This is a genomic window from Lacisediminihabitans sp. FW035 (assembly GCF_054880895.1).
This window is the reverse complement of record NZ_CM142187.1, coordinates 2,974,748-2,997,189: the sequence shown is the minus strand read 5'-3', so window position 1 is coordinate 2,997,189 and position 22,442 is coordinate 2,974,748. Positions and strand designations below refer to the sequence as shown.

Annotated in this window: 23 protein-coding genes and 1 tRNA gene; 16 read left to right on the top strand and 8 right to left on the bottom strand. The window is 65.2% G+C overall.

The features are described 5' to 3' along the window. Window positions 1-11 precede the first annotated feature (11 nt). Window positions 12-767: an SDR family NAD(P)-dependent oxidoreductase gene (locus tag ACVXZ4_RS14380; RefSeq protein WP_461795501.1), complete on the bottom strand. Its 756-nt coding sequence runs from the start codon at window positions 765-767 to the stop codon at window positions 12-14. Between the two features lie 105 nt (window positions 768-872). Beyond that, the gene (locus tag ACVXZ4_RS14375) at window positions 873-1,706 is read right to left on the bottom strand and encodes a DUF1206 domain-containing protein (protein WP_461795500.1); all 834 of its coding nucleotides are present in this window, start codon (window positions 1,704-1,706) and stop codon (window positions 873-875) included. A gap of 75 nt (window positions 1,707-1,781) precedes the next feature. Here ACVXZ4_RS14375 and ACVXZ4_RS14370 point away from each other — a divergent pair, with 75 nt between their 5' ends. Continuing rightward, window positions 1,782-3,233 (top strand): MDR family MFS transporter, encoded by a 1,452-nt coding sequence (locus ACVXZ4_RS14370; protein ID WP_461795499.1) that lies wholly within the window; start codon window positions 1,782-1,784, stop codon window positions 3,231-3,233. An 18-nt stretch (window positions 3,234-3,251) separates the two neighbouring features. Here ACVXZ4_RS14370 and ACVXZ4_RS14365 read toward each other — a convergent pair whose 3' ends face one another. Both ACVXZ4_RS14365 and ACVXZ4_RS14360 read right to left on the bottom strand, forming a co-directional pair. Then, window positions 3,252-5,252, bottom strand: coding sequence for an acyltransferase family protein (locus ACVXZ4_RS14365; RefSeq protein ID WP_461795498.1), 2,001 nt, complete (start codon window positions 5,250-5,252; stop codon window positions 3,252-3,254). A 163-nt stretch (window positions 5,253-5,415) separates the two neighbouring features. After that, window positions 5,416-6,186, bottom strand: coding sequence for a CPBP family intramembrane glutamic endopeptidase (locus tag ACVXZ4_RS14360; RefSeq protein WP_461795497.1), 771 nt, complete (start codon window positions 6,184-6,186; stop codon window positions 5,416-5,418). A 76-nt stretch (window positions 6,187-6,262) separates the two neighbouring features. On the opposite strand from ACVXZ4_RS14360, the gene ACVXZ4_RS14355 reads away from it, so the two are divergent. From ACVXZ4_RS14355 to ACVXZ4_RS14315, 9 genes are all read left to right on the top strand, one after another. Further along, a complete protein-coding gene (locus ACVXZ4_RS14355) occupies window positions 6,263-6,952 on the top strand; it encodes a MazG family protein (RefSeq protein ID WP_461795496.1) in 690 nt (229 codons plus the stop codon). Window positions 6,953-7,258: 306 nt separating this feature from the next. Beyond that, window positions 7,259-7,870, top strand: a complete 612-nt coding sequence (locus ACVXZ4_RS14350; protein ID WP_461795495.1) for a TetR/AcrR family transcriptional regulator — start codon at window positions 7,259-7,261, stop codon at window positions 7,868-7,870. Next, the gene (hisS, locus tag ACVXZ4_RS14345) at window positions 7,863-9,173 is read left to right on the top strand and encodes a histidine--tRNA ligase (protein ID WP_461795494.1); all 1,311 of its coding nucleotides are present in this window, start codon (window positions 7,863-7,865) and stop codon (window positions 9,171-9,173) included. Before ACVXZ4_RS14350 ends, hisS begins: the two co-directional genes overlap by 8 nt. A gap of 74 nt (window positions 9,174-9,247) precedes the next feature. Further along, on the top strand, window positions 9,248-10,528 hold the full coding sequence (eno, locus tag ACVXZ4_RS14340; protein ID WP_461795493.1) for a phosphopyruvate hydratase: 1,281 nt from the start codon (window positions 9,248-9,250) through the stop codon (window positions 10,526-10,528). A gap of 19 nt (window positions 10,529-10,547) precedes the next feature. Next, on the top strand, window positions 10,548-11,108 hold the full coding sequence (locus tag ACVXZ4_RS14335) for an FtsB family cell division protein (protein WP_461795492.1): 561 nt from the start codon (window positions 10,548-10,550) through the stop codon (window positions 11,106-11,108). A gap of 11 nt (window positions 11,109-11,119) precedes the next feature. Continuing rightward, window positions 11,120-11,617, top strand: coding sequence for a DUF501 domain-containing protein (locus tag ACVXZ4_RS14330; protein ID WP_461795491.1), 498 nt, complete (start codon window positions 11,120-11,122; stop codon window positions 11,615-11,617). A 1-nt stretch (window position 11,618) separates the two neighbouring features. Continuing rightward, window positions 11,619-12,884: a S8 family peptidase gene (locus ACVXZ4_RS14325; RefSeq protein ID WP_461795490.1), complete on the top strand. Its 1,266-nt coding sequence runs from the start codon at window positions 11,619-11,621 to the stop codon at window positions 12,882-12,884. A gap of 10 nt (window positions 12,885-12,894) precedes the next feature. After that, window positions 12,895-14,214, top strand: coding sequence for an NAD(P)/FAD-dependent oxidoreductase (locus tag ACVXZ4_RS14320; RefSeq protein ID WP_461795489.1), 1,320 nt, complete (start codon window positions 12,895-12,897; stop codon window positions 14,212-14,214). 45 nt (window positions 14,215-14,259) lie between these two features. Continuing rightward, window positions 14,260-14,333: transfer RNA gene (locus ACVXZ4_RS14315), tRNA-Leu, on the top strand. A 53-nt stretch (window positions 14,334-14,386) separates the two neighbouring features. On the opposite strand, the gene ACVXZ4_RS14310 is transcribed toward ACVXZ4_RS14315, so the two are convergent. Then, entirely contained in the window at window positions 14,387-14,509 is a 123-nt protein-coding gene (locus ACVXZ4_RS14310) for a hypothetical protein (protein ID WP_461795488.1), read from the bottom strand. A gap of 323 nt (window positions 14,510-14,832) precedes the next feature. On the opposite strand from ACVXZ4_RS14310, the gene ACVXZ4_RS14305 reads away from it, so the two are divergent. Then, on the top strand, window positions 14,833-15,039 hold the full coding sequence (locus ACVXZ4_RS14305) for a hypothetical protein (protein ID WP_461795487.1): 207 nt from the start codon (window positions 14,833-14,835) through the stop codon (window positions 15,037-15,039). A 922-nt stretch (window positions 15,040-15,961) separates the two neighbouring features. Beyond that, window positions 15,962-16,687: a hypothetical protein gene (locus ACVXZ4_RS14300; protein WP_461795486.1), complete on the top strand. Its 726-nt coding sequence runs from the start codon at window positions 15,962-15,964 to the stop codon at window positions 16,685-16,687. A 55-nt stretch (window positions 16,688-16,742) separates the two neighbouring features. On the opposite strand, the gene ACVXZ4_RS14295 is transcribed toward ACVXZ4_RS14300, so the two are convergent. Then, complete coding sequence (locus ACVXZ4_RS14295) at window positions 16,743-17,204, bottom strand: hypothetical protein (protein ID WP_461795485.1); 462 nt, start codon at window positions 17,202-17,204, stop codon at window positions 16,743-16,745. 165 nt (window positions 17,205-17,369) lie between these two features. On the opposite strand from ACVXZ4_RS14295, the gene ACVXZ4_RS14290 reads away from it, so the two are divergent. Then, window positions 17,370-17,819 (top strand): hypothetical protein, encoded by a 450-nt coding sequence (locus tag ACVXZ4_RS14290; RefSeq protein WP_461795484.1) that lies wholly within the window; start codon window positions 17,370-17,372, stop codon window positions 17,817-17,819. After that, window positions 17,816-18,388 carry a DUF6036 family nucleotidyltransferase gene (locus ACVXZ4_RS14285; RefSeq protein WP_461795483.1) on the top strand — a complete coding sequence of 191 codons (573 nt, stop codon included), beginning with the start codon at window positions 17,816-17,818 and terminating at the stop codon, window positions 18,386-18,388. The genes ACVXZ4_RS14290 and ACVXZ4_RS14285 overlap by 4 nt, the downstream gene beginning before the upstream one ends. Window positions 18,389-18,890: 502 nt before the next feature. On the opposite strand, the gene istB is transcribed toward ACVXZ4_RS14285, so the two are convergent. Together istB and istA are read right to left on the bottom strand one after the other, a co-directional pair. Then, window positions 18,891-19,730: an IS21-like element helper ATPase IstB gene (gene istB / locus ACVXZ4_RS14280; RefSeq protein WP_461795240.1), complete on the bottom strand. Its 840-nt coding sequence runs from the start codon at window positions 19,728-19,730 to the stop codon at window positions 18,891-18,893. Beyond that, the gene (gene istA / locus ACVXZ4_RS14275) at window positions 19,727-21,034 is read right to left on the bottom strand and encodes an IS21 family transposase (RefSeq protein ID WP_461795241.1); all 1,308 of its coding nucleotides are present in this window, start codon (window positions 21,032-21,034) and stop codon (window positions 19,727-19,729) included. Before istA ends, istB begins: the two co-directional genes overlap by 4 nt. A 144-nt stretch (window positions 21,035-21,178) precedes the next feature. Between istA and ACVXZ4_RS14270 the strand changes: the two genes are divergently transcribed. Together ACVXZ4_RS14270 and ACVXZ4_RS14265 are read left to right on the top strand one after the other, a co-directional pair. Beyond that, entirely contained in the window at window positions 21,179-21,328 is a 150-nt protein-coding gene (locus ACVXZ4_RS14270) for a hypothetical protein (RefSeq protein WP_461795482.1), read from the top strand. A gap of 241 nt (window positions 21,329-21,569) precedes the next feature. Next, entirely contained in the window at window positions 21,570-22,262 is a 693-nt protein-coding gene (locus ACVXZ4_RS14265; protein WP_461795481.1) for a hypothetical protein, read from the top strand. The last annotated feature ends 180 nt before the right edge of the window (window positions 22,263-22,442 follow it).

Below are 22,442 nucleotides of genomic sequence, written 5' to 3'. Positions count from 1 at the left end.
CGGTGCCGCAGCTACTGTGCCACGTAACCGCCATCGACCAGGTGGTAGCTGCCCGAGATGAACGACGCGGCATCAGAGGCGAGGAAGCAGACGAGCGCCGAGACCTCCTCGGGGGTGCCGAGACGACCGAGCGCGTGCTTGGCGGCCAGGAATTCCTGGGTGGCGTCATCCAGGGCGCTATCGACGAGCGGAGTGTGGATGAACCCCGGGCCCACCGCATTGGTGCGCACCTTCTTCGCGCCGTACTCCAGCGCGGCGTTCTGGGTGAGTCCGAGCAGGCCGTGCTTGGCAGTGACATAGGCGCTGGATGTCGGGAACCCGACGCTTCCGAGAATGGAGGCCATGTTGATGATCGATCCGCCGCCGTTCTCGGCCATCGACGGCAGCTGGGCCTTCAGACCATAGAACACCGCGTTGAGGTTGACCTCGATCACCCGGCGCCAGCCATCGAGGGAGTAATCAGCGATCAGGTTCTGCTCGCCTCCGATTCCCGCGTTGTTGACGGCGATTCGCAACGGGGCGAGCGCGTTCGCATCCGCAACGCAGGCGATCGCGAACTCGGGATCGGAGACATCCCCGACGATCTTCTCCGCGGTTCCCCCAGCGGCACGGATCTGCTCGAGGAGTGTGACCAGCGGCGCGTCCGTGATATCGGCGACGATGACCGCGGCGCCGTTCGCAGCGAGTTCGAGCGCGATCGCCCGGCCGATGCCCGATCCGGCACCGGTCACGATGGCCGAGCGATGAGCGACGTCGTAGGTTGCCATGGGAATCTCCAGTCGTTGAGGGATGACACTTCATCCTGATCCCACGGGAGGTGCATCGCACGGGCCTTTCGTCCCGAAAGGCGCCGCGGTGCCCCAGAGCTCGCGCTACAGCTTCGCCAGCCGTGCCCGGGCGAAGCAGTACAGCCCGTAGGCGATGACACCGAGGCCGACGACGACGAGGATCACCGCGCCGAACGGCAGCCCCAGCAGGGCCTTCAGCGCACCATCGAGTCCGGTGGCCTGGGACGGATTCGCGGTAGCGGCTGCGACGATGAAGAGGATGCCCACCACCCCGACCGCGATGCCCTTGGCCACATAGCCCACGACTCCGAGCGCGACCACGGCCTTTCCGGCGGTGCCACCGGGCACCCGGATGTGCGTGGTGAACGACTGCCGCACGCCCCGAACCACGAAGACCACGCCGATCGCGAGAACTCCGAGGCCCACCACCACGAGCAGGAAAATTCCGCCGGGGCTCGCCAGGAGCGAGGCGCTGAAACTCGATGTGCTCGACGCGGAATTGCTGCTTCCTCCGCGAGCGAACGTGAGCGCGGTGGCGGCGATAGCGAGGTAGGCCACCGCTTTTCCCAGTTCGCCGGCGATGTGCGCTGCCCTCTTTTTGACATCCGACTCGCGAACCAGCGCGGCCGAGAGCAACTGCCAGATGCCGAGCGCGGCGAGTCCCACGACCACGACCCAGAGTACGAACACCCCTCCGGGCGCGGAGGCGAGTGCGCCGAGTGCGCCCGACTGGTCCGCTTCGCCCGCGGATCCCGCACCCGCTCCCGACGCCACCCCGATGGCTATCCCGCCGATAAGCAGGTGAAGGATGCCGTTCACCGCATAGCCGGTGCGCGCGAGCGCCGAGAGTACCGGGCTGTTCTTCGCCTGGCTGGCGACGCCCGCGGCGGAGGAACCGGAGATGGGGGAGGGAGACATGCCACGGAGTGTACGCCGATGGCGCGGTTTGGCGTCACAGGGAATGTCGCGGGCGATCGGTCGCTTACAGGGTTAATGACTTCTTCGGCAGACACCCTCGACGTGGGATTCCGATCCGAACGCGGCCCCATCCTCATCGCGCTCATGGTGACGACCGGGCTCGTCGCGATCGACTCCACGATTCTCGCGACCGCGGTGCCCTCGATCGTGGCGGATATCGGCGGGTTCTCCGCGTTCCCGTGGCTGTTCTCGATCTACCTGCTCGCCCAGGCGGTGTCGGTGCCGGTGTATGCGAAACTCTCCGACACCCTCGGGCGCAAGCCCATCATCCTGATCGGCATCGGACTCTTCCTTCTCGGATCCATCCTGTGCGGCTTCGCCTGGAGCATGCCGGCCCTCATCGCCTTCCGGGTGATCCAGGGACTCGGCGCGGGGGCCGTCCAGCCCATGGCGATCACAATCGCCGGGGACATCTACACGGTGGCCGAACGCGCGAAGACCCAGGGCTACCTCGCGAGCGTCTGGGCGGTGTCTTCCGTCGTCGGACCGACCCTCGGCGGTCTCTTCTCGCAGTTCCTGTCCTGGCGCTGGATCTTCTTCGTGAACGTGCCGCTCTGCATCCTTGCGATCGTGCTGCTGGTGCGGGTGTTCCACGAGAAGATCGAGCGCACCACCCACAAGGTCGACTATCTCGGCGCCACCCTGCTCACGGCGTCCCTCAGCCTGATCATCCTCGCCGTGCTCGAGGGCGGCCAGGCCTGGGCGTGGAACTCCGTGCAGAGCATCGGCGCCTTCGCACTCGGCGCCCTTCTGCTCGCGGCCTTCGTGGTCGCCGAGAAGTATGCGGCCGAACCGGTCCTCCCCCTCTGGGTCTTCTCCCGTCGGCTGCTGCTCACCACAGCCTTCATCTCCCTCGGGGTCGGTGCGGTGCTCATCGGACTCACTTCGTACGTGCCCACCTACCTCGAGCGATCGGTGGGCGCTCCGCCTCTCGTCGCGGGCCTCGCCCTCGCGGCGTTGACCATCGGATGGCCCATCGCGGCCTCGCAGTCGGGCCGGCTGTATCTGCGCATCGGCTTCCGCAGCACCGTGCTGATCGGCATGGCCGTGGCGGTGTCGGGCACCCTGGTTCTTGCCCTCACCAGCCAGTCTCCGAGTATCGCCGTCGTCGCCACGAGCTGCTTCATCGTCGGACTCGGCATGGGGCTCGTGGCCACCCCGAGCCTCATCGCCGCCCAGGCGAGCGTGCAGTGGAATGAGCGCGGCGTCGTCACCGGCACCAACCTGTTCTCCCGGTCGATCGGCAGCGCTCTTGGCGTCGCCATCTTCGGCGCCATCGCCAACGGCATCTTCCAGTCGATCGGCGGAAGCGAGAAGGTGCCGTCGACCGTGGAGGCGGCATCCGGTGCTGTGTTCATCGCAGTGGCGATCGCCGCGGTTGCGACCGTCGCCGCGGCGTTCGCGATGCCGCGCACCACCGTGGAACAGGTCGAGGCGCGGGATGCCGGACTCGAGCCGGCCACCTGACCGGAGCACCCCTCTCGCCTACCCGGCGATCAGCTTCTTGACCTGCGCCCCAACCACGGCGCTCAATCCGGCGCTGAAGGTCGCCGTCATGTGGTGCGAATCGCGGTAGACGAGGGTGCTCCCGATAACGGCCGGGCAGGTCCGCTCGTCACAGAAGTAGCCGATGAAGTCCAAGTATTGCGCCCCCTTCTCCGCCTGTTCGACGGCGCGGACGTCCTTGTTGATCGCCTCATTGGCCGGCCGGGCGCACTTCGTCGCATCCTCGAGGTGCGAGGACAGGCAGATCGCCGGAGGGGATCCCATGTCCGGAGTGTCGGAGAGGATCGCCACCTTCGTGGGCGCGAGCGCATCGATGGTCGTCTGAAGCCCCTTGCCCCAGGACTCCGCGAACCTGTCGGGCGAGCCGCCGATATCCGCCCGCCCGTAATTGGCGAGAAGCACCGCCGCGGGCGCCTCCGCGGTGAGACGCTCGATGACGGCGGCCCTCCAGCGCGTGCACTCGGTGTACAGGGAGCCGTCGCGTCGCACGTCGATCGATACCGAGGGGCACGAACTCTTGGTATTCACGTCGAGCCTGATATCGCCGGCTTCTGCCATCACCGCCAGCGCGGGGTACCACTGGGCCGCATGCGAGTCGCCGAACAGCGCGACTATCGGCGCGGACGGGTTCGTGCCGACGAGGCATCCTGAGGCGTCGACCGAATCGAATTCGCGGTGGCATCCGTTCGCGTAGATCACGGGATTGTCGGTGTCGGCATCCTGCAGGGACGGCTTCAGGTTGGACGGAACGTACGCGGTACCGAGGGGCTTGAGGCTCGCCTCGCTGGATGCGGCCGTGCGGTTGGTGCTGAGGGTGGAGGTGGAGATCACGGCGAGCGAGCCGGCGCTGAGCCCCAGAACCGCCACGGAGGCGATGAGGCCGCTCACCAGCGTGCGCCGCGGACGGGCCTTCGCCCAGAACTCCGCGGTGCGCGCCGGGTTCTCCACCAGCAGGTAGAGGAAATAGGCGACGGGAATCGCGAAGAGCGCGAGCCCGATCTTGGACGTCAGCAACAGCGGCTCCTGCAGCCCGATCGCGGCCTGAGCGAGCATCAGGATCGGCCAGTGCACCAGGTAGAGCGAGTACGAGATCATTCCGAACCACTGGAGGGGCGCGATGCTCAGCGTCCGTGCCGGACTCAGCGCATGGCCCGCGGTGCCGCCGATGATGAGTGCCGCGGTGGCGAGCACCGGGAGCAGCGCGTTCACGCCCGGGAACACGGTGCTCTCGTTGTACGTCGCAGCGAGGGCGAGGAGCCCGATGAGGCCGACCCATCCGAGGATCGCGACCGGCGCACCCTGGGCCCAGCGCGCACCCTTCGAGAGGGCGAAGGCGACAAGGCCGCCGACTCCGAGCTCCCAGGCTCGCGACGGAAGCGAGAAGAACGCCCAGGGCTGCGACTGCTGCAGCTGCCACACACTGAACGCGAAGGACGCGACAACAAGCACGGCCATCAGGATGAAGAGGCCGCGCCTCGATCGACGCACAAGGAAGTAGCCGAGGCCGAGGAGCGCGGGCCAGAACAGGTAGAACTGCTCCTCGATTCCGAGGGACCAGTAGTGCTGGAACATCGAGGGCGCTTCTGCCGCGAGGTAGTTGGTGCCCTGGATGGCGAACCAGTAGTTCGGCACGTAGAGGGCGGTCGCGAGGGCATCCTGCATCACCGCCACTCTCTGCAGCGGGGGCACGAGAGCGATCGCGCCGAGCACCGTCAGCACCAGCACGACCATCGACGCCGGCAGGATCCGTCTCACGCGCCGGGCGTAGAAGTTGACGAAGTCGATGCGGGAGTTGCGCTCGAGCTGGTTGAGCAGGTGACCGGTGATCAGGAATCCGGACACGACGAGGAAGATGTCGACGCCGATGTAGCCTCCGGGCACCACCGCGATGCCCGCGTGGTACACGAGTACCAACAGCACGGCGATGGCGCGAAGGCCCTGGATGTCCGGCCGGAACGTGCGGGCGCTAGTCGTACTCAAGATCGTCTCCCAGTTGAAATTGATCGGCCGCGGGAGCACGAGGGTGGTGAATGCCTGAAGGGTAAGCGGGCATCTTTCGACCTAAAGCCTTACATGCTCCGCGGCGGCGTGTGACCACTTCGGGGATGGTTTACGTGCCGTTAACACCGCCGTCCCACGATGGTTACCCGCGAACGCGGTGCACGCCGAAAACCAGCATCGGGATCAGCACGAGCGACCTGAGGTCGATCAGGGCGTGCGCAACGATCGCCACGAGGATGCTGCCACTGGCCAGATACAGGGCCATCAGCAGGGCTCCGATCACGGTCGCGCCTACGATTCCCGGCCAGCCCTGGTAGAAATGCAACGCCCCGAAGAGCAGCACACTGCCGATCACTGCGGCGGACGCACTGCCGGTCGCGCCGAAGACGAGGGCGGGGACGGCGAGGCGGAAGAGGAGCTCTTCCACGACTCCGGCGTTCACCGAGAGCAATGCTCCGAGCACGAGTTCCGGCCGGTTGCGGGGCAGGAGCGCCCCGATGTCGCCGATCGTCGGCACGGACTCCGCCCGGCGGGCGAGGGCGACCGCAGCGATGGTGCCTCCGACGAGTGCCACCGCGAACCCCGTCGCGAGGCCGGGAACGAGGCCCCCGGTATCGGCGAGTAGTGAGCGCCACCAGAGCCCGACCGGCCACCGTGCGACCTGTTGCGAGAACAACGGCACGAACTGCGCGGCGAGCAGCAGGATGACCACGGCCGCACCGCCGAACATCGAGAGGGAGTCGAGCAACCACTTACGCATCATCCGCTGTCGGTTGCGGGTGCGTTCGAAGCGCTTGAACCGCTGGAACTCGGTGCGATCCTTTCTCACCGCGCGGTACACGAGGAGCGCGATCAGCCCGGCGAGAACGACCAGCAGGATGGCTCGCACGGCCGGGGAATCGGGGGAGATCACGCCCCATTGTGGCCCGGATGGCCCGGGGGAAGCTGTGCGATCTGCTGGGCATGCTGAGGGGCGGCAGGATAGAGCCATGAGCGAATCCCCGGCCGCACCACCCGCCCCACCGCATCCGAAGCTCGACGAACTGATCGACGTGCTCGCCCGCCTGAGGGCGCCAGGCGGATGCGCGTGGGATCGGGAACAGACCCACGAATCGCTCGTGCAGTACCTGGTCGAGGAGACCTACGAGTTGGTGGATGCCCTCGAGCTGCCCGCCGATTCCCCGACGCGACGCGGGGAGCTCATCGAGGAGCTCGGCGACGTGCTGTACCAGGTGATCTTCCACTCCGATCTGGCCGCCGAGGCCGGCGAGTTCACCATCGAGGATGTCGCGGCGAACATGACCGCGAAAATGATCGGGAGACATCCCCACGTCTTCGGCGACGCCACCGCGCACACCTCCGACGAGGTGGTCGCCCTCTGGGACGTGCGCAAGGCCGAGGAGAAGCCGCACCGCACGAGTGTGCTCGACGGCATCCCGCAGGGCATGCCCTCCCTCGCGCTCGCCGACAAGATCATCGGCCGAGCCCAGAAGGTGGGGGTGCTGGAGGCGGATTCGACAGGCTTGGTGCCGGTCGCGGACGAGGAGCAACTCGGCGCCCTGTTGCTCGCCATCGTCTCGTCGGCGAAGGCCGGGGGACTGGATGCCGAGCGCGCGCTGCGCTCGAGGCTGCGGGCGTTGCAGGACGAGATCCGCGACGCCGAAGCAGCCGACGAGTGAGATGGTGCCCCCCTCAACCCGAATGAGAGGGGCACCGCAGTCCGAAGCAGCATGTTTTACTGGGAATTCCGCAGTGAAAAGCCGCTTCGAACACGGGCCAACGAATTACCCGATCCGATGGCCCTGCTTGTGGGCACCGCGACTGCCGAGCAGATCTGCGGTGGTGTGTGTGGTTAGGTCGTGCTCTATCTATTGTGCAGTGACTGGGCGAGCACTGGATTTCCATCGACGGCGCTGGCGCTTTCGTTCCTCCCTGGAGTATAGCCACTCTGGCGCGATTCTTCAAACGTACGTTATGTTTATCGCGTGGCGCGCCCCAAGGACCTCGATCGCAAGCCGGCGCTGCTCGTCGCCATCATCGACTACCTGCTCGACAAGCCCCTTTCCGGACTGAGTTTCCGCACCCTCGCGGAGGGGCTGTCCGTGAGCACGTACACGCTCGTCTATCACTTCGGCACCCGTGCCGAGCTCGTCCGCGAGGTGGTGCAGGCGGTGTCCGAGCGTCAGAACTACGTCGTGCGCACGGTCGACGAAGAGACCGGCCTGCTCGAGCAGCACCTCGAGAACCTGCGCCACTCGTGGCGTCTCTCGCTCGACGAACGCAGTCTCCAGCTGCAACGACTCGAGTTCGAAGCGGCGATGCTCGAATCCCGCGAGTTGCGCACCGACCGCATCACCCTTGCCTCGTTCGAGCGCTGGAACCGATCGGGGGTCGACGCCCTTGTGAGGATGGGGGTGGCCGTCGACGATGCCGAGGTGGAGGTGCGGATCATCGTCGTCACCCTCTATGGGTTGCATTACGACCTGCTGGTGACCCGGGATGTCGAGCGCACCACTGCGGCGTTCGAACGGGTGCTCGACCATTACGCGCGTCGCATTCAGGACCTGATGGTCGTGGAACAATCGAGGCATGGCTAGCCCGGTAAACCCCCCGCGCGGAATGCGCGACTTCCTTCCCGCCGACAAGGCGCGACGGGAACGCGTGCTGGCGGTCATCCGCTCCGTCTTCTCCTCCCATGGTTTCGACGAGATCGAGACGCCGGTGATGGAGGATTCCGCACGGCTTCACGCCGGACTCGGCGGCGACAACGAGAAGCTCGCGTTCGGGGTGCTCAAGCGTGGTCTGACCGCCGAGGATTTCGCCGCCGCGAAGGATGCGCTCGACCTCGCCGATCTCGGGCTGCGTTTCGACCTCACGGTGCCTCTGGCCCGCTTCTATGCGAGTCACCGGGCAGAGTTGCCGACGGTGTTCCGCGCCATCCAGGCGGCGCCGGTGTGGCGAGCGGAACGCCCCCAGAAGGGACGGTACCGCCAGTTCGTGCAGTGCGATATCGACATCATCGGGGAGGCCGGCCCGCTCGCCGAGATCGAGTTGCTCACGGCCACCGCCGATACCTTTGCGGCCCTCGGCCTCACCGGCTGCACCATCCGCATCAACGACCGGCGGCTGCTCATCGGCATGCTGGACACCCTCGGCTTCCCGGCCGGGGCGCACGACCAGGTGCTCATCACCATCGACAAGCTGGACAAGGTGGGCCAGGACGGGGTGATCGCCGAGCTGCGCGATCGGGGAGTGGATGCCTCGGCGGTCGACGCTCTCGAGACCTTCTTCCGCCGCCCGCAGACCATGGAGTACCTCAGCTTCGGCGAGCGGGCGGTCCGCAGGGCGCTTCCGGCCGGAGCGGATGACGCGGTGGTGGCCGAGCTCGTGGCGATCGGTTCTGCTGTCGGTCGAGTAGCGAGCGACGAAGGAGCCCGCGTGTCGAGACCCGCCGCGGTCGAGTTCGACCCCTTCCTCGTGCGCGGCATGGGCTACTACACCGGCACCATCTTCGAGATCGTGCACCCCGACCTGCCCTATTCGCTCGGTGGTGGCGGCCGCTACGACGGCATGATCGGACGCTTCCTCGGTGTCGAAGTTCCGGCAGCGGGCTTCTCGATCGGGTTCGAGCGCATCGTGGATCTCGTGCAGCTGCAGGAAGACGGCACTGCCGGCGGTGTGGCCCTCGTCTATGACAGTGATGTGACATCCGAGACGCTCATGGCGTTGAAGGCCGAGCTCATTTCGAGAGGCCGGCGAGTGCGGTTGGAGCGCGCCCCGCGCAATCTGAAGCCGTTGCTCGCGCAGCTGGGCGCGTCCGGATTCGTGGAGATGGCGACGGTGTCGCGTGGCGCCGAGACTGTGGCCGACCTGCGGATGCGCACCCTCGCCGTCGAGTAGTCCGGGGCTGATCAGACCGGGGGCCGCCGAGTAGGATGGCGAACGCAAATCCCCCAATCCAAAGGAGTCCCGTCGTGGCTTTGATCGAAGCAGTAGGCGCCCGCGAAATCCTCGATTCCCGAGGTAACCCGACCGTGGAGGTCGAGGTCCTGCTCGAAGACGGCATCGTCGCTCGCGCATCCGTTCCGTCCGGTGCCTCCACCGGCGCCTTCGAGGCCTACGAACTGCGCGACGGTGACAAGAAGCGTTACGGCGGCAAGGGCGTGCAGAAGGCCGTCTCGGCTGTCATCGACACGATCGGGCCGGCGCTCGAGGGATTCGACGCCACCGACCAGCGCCTCATCGACCAGGCCATGATCCAGCTCGACGGCACCGACAACAAGAAGAAGCTCGGCGCCAACGCCATCCTCGGCGTCTCGCTCGCCGTGGCCAAGGCCGCCGCGGACTCCGCCGACCTGCCGCTCTTCCGCTACGTGGGCGGACCGAACGCGCACACCCTCCCCGTGCCCCTGCTCAACATCATCAACGGCGGATCGCACGCCGATAACGACATCGACGTGCAGGAGTTCATGATCGTGCCGCTCGGAGCATCCTCGTTCAGCGAGGCACTGCGCTGGGGCGTCGAGACCTACCACTCGCTCAAGTCGCTCCTGCAGTCGAAGGGCCTGTCCACCGGCCTCGGCGATGAGGGCGGTTTCGCGCCCAACCTGTCGAGCAACCGCGAGGCTCTCGATCTCATCGCCACCGCCATCGAGCAGGCCGGGTTCACCCTCGGCCACGACATCGCCCTCGCGACGGATGTCGCCGCCACCGAGTTCTACAAAGACGGCTCGTACCACTTCGAGAACAAGCAGCTCTCGGCCCTCGAGCTCACGGCGTACTTCGCCGACCTCGCTGCAAACTACCCGCTGGTGTCGATTGAAGACCCGCTGCAGGAAGACGACTGGGAGGGCTACCAGCATTTCACCGCCGAGCTCGGCAACAGGGTGCAGATCGTGGGCGACGACCTGTTCGTCACCAACCCGGTGCGCCTGCAGAAGGGGCTCGACCTCTCCGCCGCCAACTCGATCCTCGTCAAGGTCAACCAGATCGGCACCCTCACCGAGACGCTGGATGCGGTATCTCTCGCCCAGCGAGCGGGCTACACCGCGATCCTGTCGCACCGCTCGGGGGAGACCGAAGACACCACCATCGCCGACCTGGCCGTCGCGACGGATGCCGGACAGATCAAGACCGGAGCCCCGGCTCGCAGCGAACGCGTCGCCAAGTACAACCAGCTGCTGCGCATCGAGGAGGAACTCGCCGAAGCCGCCGTCTACGCGGGTCGCAGCGCGTTCCCCCGCTTCAAGGGCTAGTCGCGCTTAGGCTCGAAGCATGACCAAGGACAGCCGCACCCGGCACCCGCGCGCATCCACGCAGCGGGTGCCGGTGCAGCAGGTGCCGGTACAACTGCCACCGGAGGCTCCGTCGGGGCAGTGGCTCCGCAGCATCCGCCTGTCCGGATTCGCGATCACGGCGCTGGTGCTCATCGTGATGTTCATCGTGGTGCTCGCGCCATCGTTGCGCATCCTGGTGGAGCAGCGGCAGCAGATCGCGGCGCTGCAAGCCGAGGTCACCGCCTCGAAGTCGGCGGTACAAGACCTGAAGAGCCAGAAGGCCCGCTGGAGCGACCCCAAGTACATCGAGGCGCTCGCCCGCGAAAGGCTCGACTACGTGTTCCCCGGCGAATACAGCTACCTCATCACGGATGCCGCCTCCGCGACCCCGACTACGGCGAACGGCCAGCCCATCAGCGACAAGCTCCAAACCACCCAGGTCGACTGGGTGAAGACCATGTTGTCGTCGGTCTTCACCGCTGGTCTCACGGATGCCCCGGCGAACAAAATCGTCGCCCCGGTCATCTCCGGCCAGGGCGAACCCGGCCAGGCGAAGTAGCGGAACGAGCAGTGACCACTCCTCCCTTCGCGCCTCCTACCGAGGCGGACATCGACGCCGTATCCCGCCAGCTGGGGCGACCGGCCCGCAATGTGATCGGCATCGCCGCCCGCTGTGTCTGCGGCAATCCGACCGTCGTAGCCACGCGACCACGGCTGGACGATGGCACTCCGTTCCCGACGCTCTACTACCTGTCGCATCCCGCGGCCACCGCCGCCATCTCCACCCTCGAGGCCAACGGCGTCATGGCCGAACTGCAGCAGCTGCTCGCGGATGAACCGATCGCCGCTCACTACCTCGCTGCCCACTACGCCTACCTCGCCGACCGCGAGGGCCTCGAGGTCGTCGAAGAGATCGCCGGAATCTCGGCCGGGGGAATGCCCGTGCGCGTGAAATGCCTGCACGCTCTCGCAGGCCACTCCCTCGCCGCCGGACCCGGAGTGAACCCGATCGGTGACCTCGCTCTCGAGCAGGCGGACTGGTCGCCCCTCGTCTGCCAGTGTGAGTGACATGGCCTCTCGGCGAGCGCTGAGGGCGGTGGCCGCCGCCCTCACGCTGGGCATCGCAGCCTCCGTGCTCATCGCCGCGCCGGCATCCGCCGATAACATCCGCGACAAGGAATACTGGCTCGCCGGCTACGGCGTGCAAAAGGCCTGGGCCACCACCAAAGGCGCCGGCATCACGATCGCGGTCATCGATACGGGAGTCGACGGATCCCATCCCGACCTCACCGGCACTGTGGTCGGAGGCACGGATGTCTCGGGTGTCGGCTCCGCAGACGGCCAGACCGCCATCGGCACCGACAGCCAGCACGGCACCATGGTGGCGTCCCTGCTGGCCGGGCACGGCCACGGATCGGGCGATGGAATCCTCGGGGTCGCACCAGAGGCCAAGATCCTCTCGGTATCGGTCGGTTTCGGAGTGGGCACCGTCGGATCCGACGACCAGATCGCGGAGGCGGTGCGCTGGTCGGTCGATCACGGCGCCGACATCATCAACATGTCACTCACCCGCAACACCCTCGACTGGCCGCCGAGCTGGGATGACGCGTTCCTCTACGCCATGGAGAAAGGCGTGATCGTGGTCGCCGCCGCCGGCAACCGCGGCAGTGGCACCACCGAGGTCGGCGCCCCCGCCACGATGCCCGGGGTCGTGGTCGTCGCCGGAGTGGACCAGGCCGGCAACGCCAGCTTCGACGCCTCCTCGCAGGGGATCACACTCTCCGTCTCCGCGCCGAGCGAAGGCCTGGTCGGGGCGGCTCCCGGCGGGGGGTACTACAGCTGGGCGGGCACGAGCGGAGCGACTCCGCTCGTCGCGGGAGTGCTCGCGCTGATCAAAGCCTCGCACCCCGGCCTGAGCGCGGGGAACGTGATCAATCGCCTCACCGCGACGGCCCGATCCAAGGGCAACCCGATCGTCTACGGCAGCGGACTTTTCGATGCATCCGCCGCCGTCAGCGCGACTGTGCCGAGCGTAGCGACGGATCCGGCAGACGAACTGAAGGACTGGATCCGCCTCAACCGCCGGGCAGTGGCGTCGGCCTCGCCCACTCCGACCACCGCGCCGAAGGCCACGGCGACGCCCGCACCTACGGTGATCGCGGCGCCGGTGAGTCCTTTCGGCAGGGTGCTGCCGGCGGTCGGCGATCTTCGCGACATCGGTATACCGGTTCTGGTCTACGCTGTGTTTGCGACGTTGCTGATTCTTGTGCTGCGGAGCATTTTCCGCGAGTTCCACCGCTTTCGAGAGTCCAAGGGGTCGCGGCGCAGGCCATAGACTTACCGACGTGCCTAAAATCCTGATTGTCGGCGGCGGCTACGCCGGTTTCTACACTGCTCTCAAGCTGGAGGGTGCGCTGCGCCCCGGTGAGGCCGAGGTCACCATCGTTGATCCGCTTCCCTACATGACCTACCAGCCCTTCCTTCCGGAGGTCGCGGCCGGGTCGATCGAGCCGCGTCACGCGGTGGTCTCCCACCGTCGTCACCTCGAGAAGACCACCGTCATCACGGCGAAGGTCACCGGCATCAGCCACGCCACCAAGACCGCGACCATCACGCCGGAGATCGGCGACCCATGGGAATTCGAGTACGACATCATCGTCGTCACCGCCGGCTCCGTCTCGCGTACCTTTCCGATTCCGGGAGTCGCCGACCAGGCAATCGGGCTCAAGACCATCGAAGAAGCGACCGCGATCCGCGACCGGGTGCTCACCAACTTCGACAAGGCTGCCCTGCTTCCGGCCGGTCCCGAGCGCGACCGCCTTCTCACCTTCACCGTCGTCGGAGGCGGCTTCGCCGGCATCGAGATCTTCGGTGAGCTGCGCAGCCTCGCGAGCGCGCTGCTGCGGTACTACCCCACCATCACCTTCGACGACACCCACTTCCACCTCATCGAGGCGATGGGCCGCATCATGCCGGAGGTGTCGCTCAAGACGAGCCTCTGGGTCATCAAGAACTACGCTCAGCGCGGCGCCCAGATCCACCTCGAGACTCAGCTGACCTCGGCGGTCGACGGTGTCATCCAGCTCTCGACCGGCGAGACTTTCGAGACCGACCTCATCGTCTGGACCGCCGGCGTCATGGCCAGCCCGATGCTGCGCAACACCGACCTTCCCGTCGAGGAGCGCGGTCGTCTTCGCGTGCAGCCCGACCTCCGGGTCATCAACGACGACGGTGTGGTGGCGGATGCCTGGGGTGCCGGCGATGTCTCCGCGGTTCCCGACCTCACGGGTGCCGGCGTCGGGGGCTACTGCGTTCCGAACGCCCAGCACGCCGTGCGCCAGGGCAAGCTCATGTCGAAGAACATCATCGCGACTCTTCGCGGGGACCTGCCGAAGGACTACTTCCACAAGAACCTCGGGGCCGTCGCCGGCCTCGGACTCGGTGAGGGTGCGTTCCAGTCCGGCAAGATCGGCATCACGGGCATCCCCGCCTGGTTCATGCACCGCGGATACCATGTGCTCGCGATCCCCACCTGGGAGCGCAAGATCCGGGTCTTCAGCGGCTGGGTGGACAACTTCCTTCTCCGTCGCGACGTGGTGTCGATCGAAGCCCGCGAGACTCCGCGCGAGGCCTTCGAGACCTTCGCGTCGCGCCCCAAGGCCTAGCGCCGCGTCCCTTCGCCGCACGGACTGGCAGACTGGTTGCTGCTCGCCCCCATAGCCCAATCGGCAGAGGCAGACGACTTAAAATCGTCCCAGTCAGGGTTCGAATCCCTGTGGGGGCACCTGTGCTCGGGCGTAGGAAGCCCGAGAATCCGGGCTTCCTACGCCCATCAGTTCACTTCGCTGGGCCGCGTGCCCACATTTTGCCCACATCTGAGCGCAACGCCTGATCATTCAAAGCCACTGCAACACCGTCTAAATCATCATCGAAGAGGTCGGCATAGGTGTCGAGCGTCATGCTCGCGGAAGCGTGACCGAACATCCGTTGAACCGCTTTGACGTTGGCACCGGCGCTGATCGCGAGGCTCGCGGAAACTCGGGGTCGGCCTTCTGAGCGGCCTTTACCGCGGCGACGAACCAGCCGTCATGAGCAGACGGCGTAGCCAGATGGATGTTGCCCTCCCCCAACAGGAGCTGGTCGGATGCCTTGCCCTCGGCGCCCTTTGCGAGATGCACCGTCAGCAACTCAGGAAACGGCACCGACCTCGTCGCGTGCGTCTTGGGCGTCCCGACCAAGATCACGCCACCGACGCGGACAGCGTTCTCTCGGACGTTGAGTCGATGCCGAAGTGGGTTGAGATCCCGAACTCGAAGGCCAACGGCTTCGCCCCAGCGGAGACCCGTGTACGCAAGCGTCAGCACGAGGGTGCTCTTCTCGCCGGCGTGCTCGGCCAGCAGGCTGACCTGGTTGTGCGTCAGGTAGACGTGCGGCTTCTTGACCTTGGGCGGGAGCGAGACACCTCGAGCAGGGTTTACGAGATGCGGTGATCGCGCAGAGCTACGTCGAGGATTGCAGCCAGAACACCATAAGCACGGATGACGACGGTGGCACTCCTCGGGCCAGCGTCGTGAGCGGTCTTCGCGTCACCAGTACTCAGCTGCGAAACCCAGGTCTGCACTGAGCTGTGCTTGATGTCGCCGACAGCTCTGTCTCCCCACATTGGATCGACGAAGAGCCGCCATGCGATGTCGATCGCGTCACGTGACGACGGCTTCAGATGAGTCTGCGACTTTAGCCAGGTCGTGCCGAGCTCGTAGATAGTGACGCGCGCTGCGCTCGCGTCGACGTAGTCACCCCGGGCCTTGCTGATCTCGACCGAGGCCAGGAAGAGCTCAGCTTCGCGCTTGGTACGAAAACGGCGCTTGTCGGTCTGACTCTCGTCCGCTTTCGGCAGCGAACGCGATAGCGCTTGCCGGCTGCTGTTTCGTAGGAATTGATCGAGCCCATCGCTGCTCCATGCCGATCATTCGGCCACTTCTGGGTCGGGTGGGGCCGATTCTTAATCACGGTACTTCGCGCTTCCCACATTCCGTAACCTCGCGAAGCCGTTCCTGGAATATCGAGCGCGCGCAAGTGGGCCAATCTGGTTTGCCTGACGGCGAAGAGACCATCGCCCGAGTCGCGCGATCAAGCGAAAAGCAGACGTCAGTCACCCTCCGCTAGTTGTTCAACTGCGAGAGCAGGCAGGCGGGGTGTCGTCCCTTTTGAACCAATATGATCACAGCCCTGAACTGGCCAAGCGCTTCAATGACCTACGGGGACCTTCCTTCAGCCGACCAGGACGTAGCGAGACTGTTCCTAGACTCTTTTGCTGACGCTGTCACCGCTCGGCTCGGAGCAGAAGGTCTCTCAAATTTCACCTCTCCGCTATGGAAATCTTGGAGCTTATTTGTGGGGAAAGGTCACGACGTGTACGTGGCGGTTTTCACTCCGGGCGCGGGTTCAATGAACGAACTACGGTGGCACACGCTCACCGGCCCAGTTCCGACGGCGGCCGCAGTCGCTGAATTTGTGGAACGAGAGCTCGGGTGGACACCTTTTCTGGCGGTTGCATGGAAAGGGGCAGGCTCGCCTGGCGAAGCTGCTGATGAAGCCAACAGACATGTCGCAGGAATCGTTCGAGAGCAGGCTTTCAAAGACGTCGGGGACATGGCTGGCCTCGGACACCTGGAACATCCCTTGAAGGACTTCATGAATGATCATCCGCGCTTCGATCGGAACGTATTTGTGATGATGCGTTTTGCGGCGCATGCGCAACTCACCGCTGTCTACGCGGCGATTAAGTCCACATTGGCAAGCCGAGGATTTGATGAGGTCCGTGCGGATGATCGCGATTACACCGGCGAACTATGGACCAATATCCAGACCTACATGCACGGAAGTAAGTATGGGATTGCGATCTTCGAAGACTTCGCGGGAGTTCGTGAATTCAACCCAAACGTGTCTCTGGAATTGGGCTATATGGTTGCGCGCCAGAAGCGCACTTCGATTTTGAAAGAGCAAACACTGCCCTCTATGCCAGCGGACGTGATGCACCGGTTGTATCGACCATTTAAAATGTTTTCGATCGGATCGACTATTGAGAAGCAGGTCGGTCAGTGGGTGGACGTAGATCTCGGTCTAGCAAGCCCGTAACGACAGTTAGCCAGATGGCCGCGCGCGCCGCACGAAAATGATCCGATGGTAAGAATCAGAAGTTCTCATGTGGCCCGAAATCGTTTGCTCTCAGACCAGACCAGCCCTCCGGGCTGGCGAGTCCCAGAAGCCAGCTGTGATCGCTCGGATCAGAACGACGAAGGCCGTAGGGCGCGACGACGAGGAGATCGTGCCCATCGACATTAATGCGAGCACGACTTGGCCCAAGGCCGCCAGTGAACATCTCTTCGTCGAACCAGATGAGCAGTTGGCCAACCCAGTCGTTTGAATCCTTCGGCACCATATAAAGCCAAGGCGCGATGGCATTAGAAGACGGCAACGCTACGTCGACTGATCCTTCGAGAGTTCCTTGGAGAAACTGGACCCGCACCCGGCCCCCACCGGCTTCGAGCACGCGAACGTCGCAATCACAGTTCGGCTCGACTGAGCGCGGATCCATGATTCGTCGCTGCGCTGTGCGCAGGCGTTCGACGATCTCCTCGTCGCGGGTGGACATGACGCCAAGATGTCATAGGCGCGGGACTGGCAGAAGCTTGGGTTTGCCCTTTGGCTGAGTGTATAGTTGTAACTATACGGAGGGCACCAGTCGATGACTATGACAAGCACACTACGCGCGGCGCGCATTGCTCACGGCGTCGGAGTGCGAGAACTCGCCAGACGCATGAACGTCACTCCGGGAGCTGTTTCACAGTGGGAGCGATCGGAAGCTCATAACACGATTCAGGCCAACACCCTTCGGCGTGCTCTCGAGGCTCTTCGTGAAGATCCCAAGTCAACGATCGCGGAGGAGCCGGCGCCGCTCGACCGTCGCGAGGATCGGGTTGCCTTTGAGCTACATCGTGCTGTCGCGAAAAAATTGATGGACGCGCCAGACGCAGTGCGGGCTGCAATCCCGGTCGGCATCGAGCGCATTCGACCCAACATTCGCGGGCCGCTTGCCGAGGGTTGGCTCGACGAATGGCTAGCGCTCTCAAGCGGCTCAACTGGAGCTCTCGTGGACGTCCTCATCGGGACGGACGAGCATTCGATTGAGATGCGACAAAACTCCCCGTTCCTGGGCGTGCTGACTCAGGACGAACGGCTTGAGGCGATCGCGCGGGCGACGACGTGAAGCGGTCACAGCTCGAAAAGGCCATCACCGCGGCAACGGCGATCGTTCGTCAGGACCGCGTCTACATCATTGGCAGTCAGTCGATCCTGGGCAGCTTCGATGAGTCCCAGCTGCCAGATGCGGCGACGTTCTCAATCGAGGTCGACATAGCTCCGATCAAGGACGACGCGGCTGAGACCTTGGCGACCCTGCTCGATGCGCAAGTCGGCGAGCTATCCGAGTTCCATTTCGAGCACGGGTTTTATATCCAAGGCGTTGGAAGGCGCACAGCCAACCTCCCAACAGGATGGCAGGACCGGCTGGTCGAGGTCCGTCCGCCTGGAGTGCGGCACGGCATTGGCCTCTGTCTGGATCCGCATGATCTCTGCGCGGCCAAGCTCCTAGCGAACCGCGAGAAAGACCTCGGTTTCGTTAGCTCGCTCTTGGAGGCTGGGCTAATCAACTCGGCGACCTTGAGCGAGCGTGTCGATCTGCTCGATCCGAGAGGTGTGTCGGGCGACAGGATCGCGGTCGCGCAGAACTGGGCAGCGTGGGCAGAGGGACAATATTCATCCAAAAATCTCTCCTGAAGTGGGGGTCTGAATTTTGGTACCCAACCGCAAACTAGTCGGAGCAGACCGGTCGCACGCGGGTATTCGCCGAACGCTTCACCCATCGCGAATGGTTTAGCGAAGGGTTTTGCCCGGCTTTCGCCTGTCCTGCCGCCGCCGCCTGGCGACCCCAGCTTTCCAACCTCCCGCACTCTGCAAGCATCGTGAGGGAGGTTGGAAAGTAAAGCGGCGGCGGCAGGACAGGCGAAAAAGAACATCAAGCAAGCACGCGAAGAGTCGCGGGATGGCTCTTTGACGTCAGGCGCGCCGACGCGCGTTTGAGGTATCCTCTGGGACAATCAGGCCACGTAGAAGCAACGAAGAACCATCTTAAGTCATCGACGTGCTGGTCAGCGAGCCGGTCGATATCCGCTCCGAATTGCATCTCCTAACTACAGTGCTGCGATCTAAGAGGTGTTGACGGCGCTCAGCGAATTTCCCCAGTCTTGATCGTTGAAACTCCCCAGGTCGCGGGGTTAGGTTAGCGCAGGTTTGTGCCGGTGGTGATGCGGCGTAGTTCGTCGGATGCTGCGGTGTGGTTGCGGAGCCGGTAGGAGGCTCCGTCGAGGGTGATGACGACGGAGCGGTGGAGGATTCGGTCGAGCATCGCGGCGGCGACGGTGGTGTCGCCGAGGATCTCGCCCCAGGCTCCGACGGGCCGGTTCGTGGTGATCACGATCGACGTTTTCAGGTAGCGCTGGTTGATGACCTGGAACAGGGCTGACGCTGCCTCGGCTGGCAGCGGAAGGTAGCCCAGTTCGTCGATGACGAGGAGGGTGGGACCGGCGAAGAAGCGCATCATCGTGCCCCACTTGCCCTCGATCGCAGCCCTATGGCAGCGGGCGGCGAGGTCGGCGGCGGAGGTGAAGTAGGTGCGGTAGCCGGCCTGCACTGCTGCGTGTCCGAGGCCGGTGGCGAGGTGTGTTTTCCCGACGCCGGGCGGGCCGATGAGGAGCACGTTCGTCGCGGTGTCCAGAAACCGGCAGGTGCCGAGCTCGGCGAGCAGGGACCGGTCGATGCCGGAGGCGGCGTCGAGGTCGAAGTCGTCGAGGGTGGCGCCGGTGGGGAGGTTGGCGAACCGGAACCGGCCAGCCAGGCGGCGGGCGTCGGTGGCGGTGACCTCGACGGCGAGCAGGTGCTCGAGCGTCTGGGTCAGCGACCAGCCCTCGGCCTGCGCCTGGTCGAGGACGCGCGGCAACGCCTCGGCTGCGTCGGCAAGCTTCAGTTCGGCCAGGTGGCCCTTCAGCTGCTGATAGATACTCGCCGACGTCGCGGTGGTCATCGTGGTCGAGGCGGTCTGGGGTCTCGTCGGTGTTGTCATTGGAGTGTGTTCCTGTTCTTCGCGGCCTGCTCGTAGGCGGCCAGGTTGATCACGGTTGTGGTGGGGGCTGGGGTGCCGGCAAGTTCAGCGGCGGCGGCGCGGGCGCCGGTCCCCGGTGGGATGCGTTCCTTCTTCCGGTGCGGGCGCCCGGGAGGCGCCGACGCCAAGGCGATCGCTTCGAGTGCGGTGACGTGTCCGCTGTCGCGGATCGTCACCCCGAGCCCCGGCTCAGCAACTTGGTGGCGGGCGAGGACCACACCAGAGACTGTGGCGATATCGATGGTGTTCGCGCCGAGCCGTTGATAGACGACAACCTTCGTCGCGGCCAGCTCGGGCGGGACCGAGTACCGGTTGCCACGCCAGTCGATCAGCGCCTGCCGGGTCGCAGTGCGCTCTTCCGTCACGACGACGGGGAACAACGTCGGGGGCAGCGGGGCGAGGCGTTCCGCGGCGAACATGACCGCCGCGGTCGTGGACCCATCCCGGCCCTCGCGGCGCCGCCCGTCCTGGCGGGAGGCGAAAGTGGTGAGGCTGTGCTGCGCCTGCTCGGGTGTGAGCTCATCGGCCAAGTTTCGCCACCACCGCTGCGCCGCGGTGTGGTTGTTCTTCTCCACCACCCCTTTCCGGTTCCCGGAGCGGGGCCGGCATGCGACCACGCTGACGGCATGATGTTTGGAGAACGCGGCAAACATCGGCGTTAGATCACTCGTCCCGGCCTTCAGGACCGTGCTCATCCGGTCGAACCGCCAGGTCTTCGTCACACCGCCCAGCAGGCCCAGCAGCACCGTCATCGCGGCCAGCAGGTGCGGCTGGTCCATCGATGGTGAGATCACCGCCCGCCAAACACCGGAGTGCGCCAGCGACCCCACGAGGACGTAGGCGCGTTTCGTGGGAAACACCCACCCAGTCGGCGCGTCGGGCAACTCGACCCAGTCGAACTGGGTCTCTTCCCCGGGCGGGTGCTCGATGATCGCGTTCGGTCGTTTCGTCACATGCGCGCAGGCCGTGCATGTAGGCCGCAACCCGCGATCCCGAACCTGGCGAGTCAGCGTCGGGTAGGAGCCGGTAAAGCCCAGCGGTCGTAACTCGTCGAGCAGTGTCACCGCCCAAAGGTGCGGATCTTCGGTAAGCCTCGCCGCAACATAGGCGATGAACTTGTCGAACAAGTCCGGAGTGGCACGTTTGCGTTGCCCCGGAGCGGTCTGTCGGGCCAGATAAGCCCGGATGGTTTTGCGGTCGTGGTCGGTGCGGCGGGCAATCTCACTGATCGTCATCCCTTGTCGTTTGAGCGCGTGGATGTCCACGTCGTCCTCCTCTGAAAGCATAGGAGCAGGGCCTTTCTCGAGCTGGTGTGTGGTCGAAGACCATCAGCATCGAGGGAGGCCCGCTTCTATGTGCGGAAGCGACCCGGGGTGGGGAATTTCGGTGAGCAGAACTGGGGAATTTCAGTGAGCGCCGTCAAAGCCGGCCTTATCGATTCGGCGACGCTTACGGAACGCATCGAGCTGCTCGACCCCAGCGGAGTATCCGGTGACCGCATCCAGGTCGCGCGCGATTGGGCAGCGTGGGCGGCAGCCAAGTATCCACCGATCGGATGACCGGCTATTCGTTCGCTTCTACCGCGGCGGCGAATAGGCAAACGAATAGTTGTGGGGTGTTTTGCCCTTGTCCCACCGCCATCCCCGAGCGAGCTCGCTTCCCGACCCCACACCCTCCGCAAGCTACGAGTACGGGGTCGGGAAGTAAAGGGATGGCGGTGGGACAAGGGCAAATGGGTTAAGGAATGTCAGGGGGTGGTGGCTGGCTGTCTGCAGGAAGGAAGGCGGTCAGGCAGTGCAGATGACGGAGCGGGATGAGGCGATGCTGGACTGGCTGTCAGTGGTGCGGATCGCGGACATGAGTGCACTGCGGTTCGCATTAGCCGGTCTGGCCGGGTCGTCGGCGCCGGTGAGTGAACGGCGAGTGCGGCAGTGGGTCGCCCGACTGATCGAGATGGGTCTGCTGGAGCGAGAGCGCATCTCGCTGAAGGAGGATTCGATCGTGTGGGTCGCCCGGCGATGGAACGGGGCGAAGCGTCCCCACCTGATTGGGCAGATGACCCGCCACGAGCTGACGGTCGCCGCAGTGTCCGCGCGCTATCTCACCCGGGGGTTCTCGTGGGAGCGTGATCGGAAGCCGACCAGCCTGTTCGAACACCAGACCGACGGCGTGGCCCGGCGCGGCGCGCAGGTCGACTTCGTGGAATTGGAGCTGACCGCGAAAACCCCGGCCCGGTATCAGTTGATCTTCGCTAGCCACGCCTTCCGGCTGCGGGAATCCGAGATGGCACGGGTCGTGTACCTGTGCACCCCGAACGCGGCGCGAACTGTTCGACGGGAAGCGGCACGGTGGATGCCGGCGGAGGTGCTCCCGCAACTGGTGGTGCTCGAGGTGTTCGACGTCCGAGGGCGTATCACAACCGATCCGCGTCAGCTGTGGGATGACGGGTCGGTTGGAGCGCTCTCGCCTCCTGGGGACGTGAGCCAGTTGTAGCGTTTGACGCCCCGTCACCGAGAATCTTTCCGGGCGGGTCTTACGGGACATCATCGTCGAGTGGCGACGAGCAGGTCTGAGAATCCGGAGGAGTATCCGTTAGACGTCCCGCATACGGGCGTTCGAGAATCCGATGCGCGACCTTTAATTGGCCTGCGAGGCGTGGGGTATCCCCGGCTG

Coding starts and splice junctions, on each gene's coding strand:
- ACVXZ4_RS14380 (WP_461795501.1), bottom strand. CDS start 767: ATGGCAACCTACGACGTCGCTCATCGCTCGGCCATCGTGACCGGTGCC.
- ACVXZ4_RS14375 (WP_461795500.1), bottom strand. CDS start 1,706: ATGTCTCCCTCCCCCATCTCCGGTTCCTCCGCCGCGGGCGTCGCCAGC.
- ACVXZ4_RS14370 (WP_461795499.1), top strand. CDS start 1,782: ATGACTTCTTCGGCAGACACCCTCGACGTGGGATTCCGATCCGAACGC.
- ACVXZ4_RS14355 (WP_461795496.1), top strand. CDS start 6,263: ATGAGCGAATCCCCGGCCGCACCACCCGCCCCACCGCATCCGAAGCTC.
- hisS (WP_461795494.1), top strand. CDS start 7,863: ATGGCTAGCCCGGTAAACCCCCCGCGCGGAATGCGCGACTTCCTTCCC.
- ACVXZ4_RS14335 (WP_461795492.1), top strand. CDS start 10,548: ATGACCAAGGACAGCCGCACCCGGCACCCGCGCGCATCCACGCAGCGG.
- ACVXZ4_RS14325 (WP_461795490.1), top strand. CDS start 11,619: ATGGCCTCTCGGCGAGCGCTGAGGGCGGTGGCCGCCGCCCTCACGCTG.
- ACVXZ4_RS14310 (WP_461795488.1), bottom strand. CDS start 14,509: ATGACGCTCGACACCTATGCCGACCTCTTCGATGATGATTTAGACGGT.
- ACVXZ4_RS14305 (WP_461795487.1), top strand. CDS start 14,833: ATGCCGAAGTGGGTTGAGATCCCGAACTCGAAGGCCAACGGCTTCGCC.
- ACVXZ4_RS14295 (WP_461795485.1), bottom strand. CDS start 17,204: ATGTCCACCCGCGACGAGGAGATCGTCGAACGCCTGCGCACAGCGCAG.
- ACVXZ4_RS14290 (WP_461795484.1), top strand. CDS start 17,370: ATGAACGTCACTCCGGGAGCTGTTTCACAGTGGGAGCGATCGGAAGCT.
- istB (WP_461795240.1), bottom strand. CDS start 19,730: ATGACAACACCGACGAGACCCCAGACCGCCTCGACCACGATGACCACC.
- ACVXZ4_RS14265 (WP_461795481.1), top strand. CDS start 21,570: ATGACGGAGCGGGATGAGGCGATGCTGGACTGGCTGTCAGTGGTGCGG.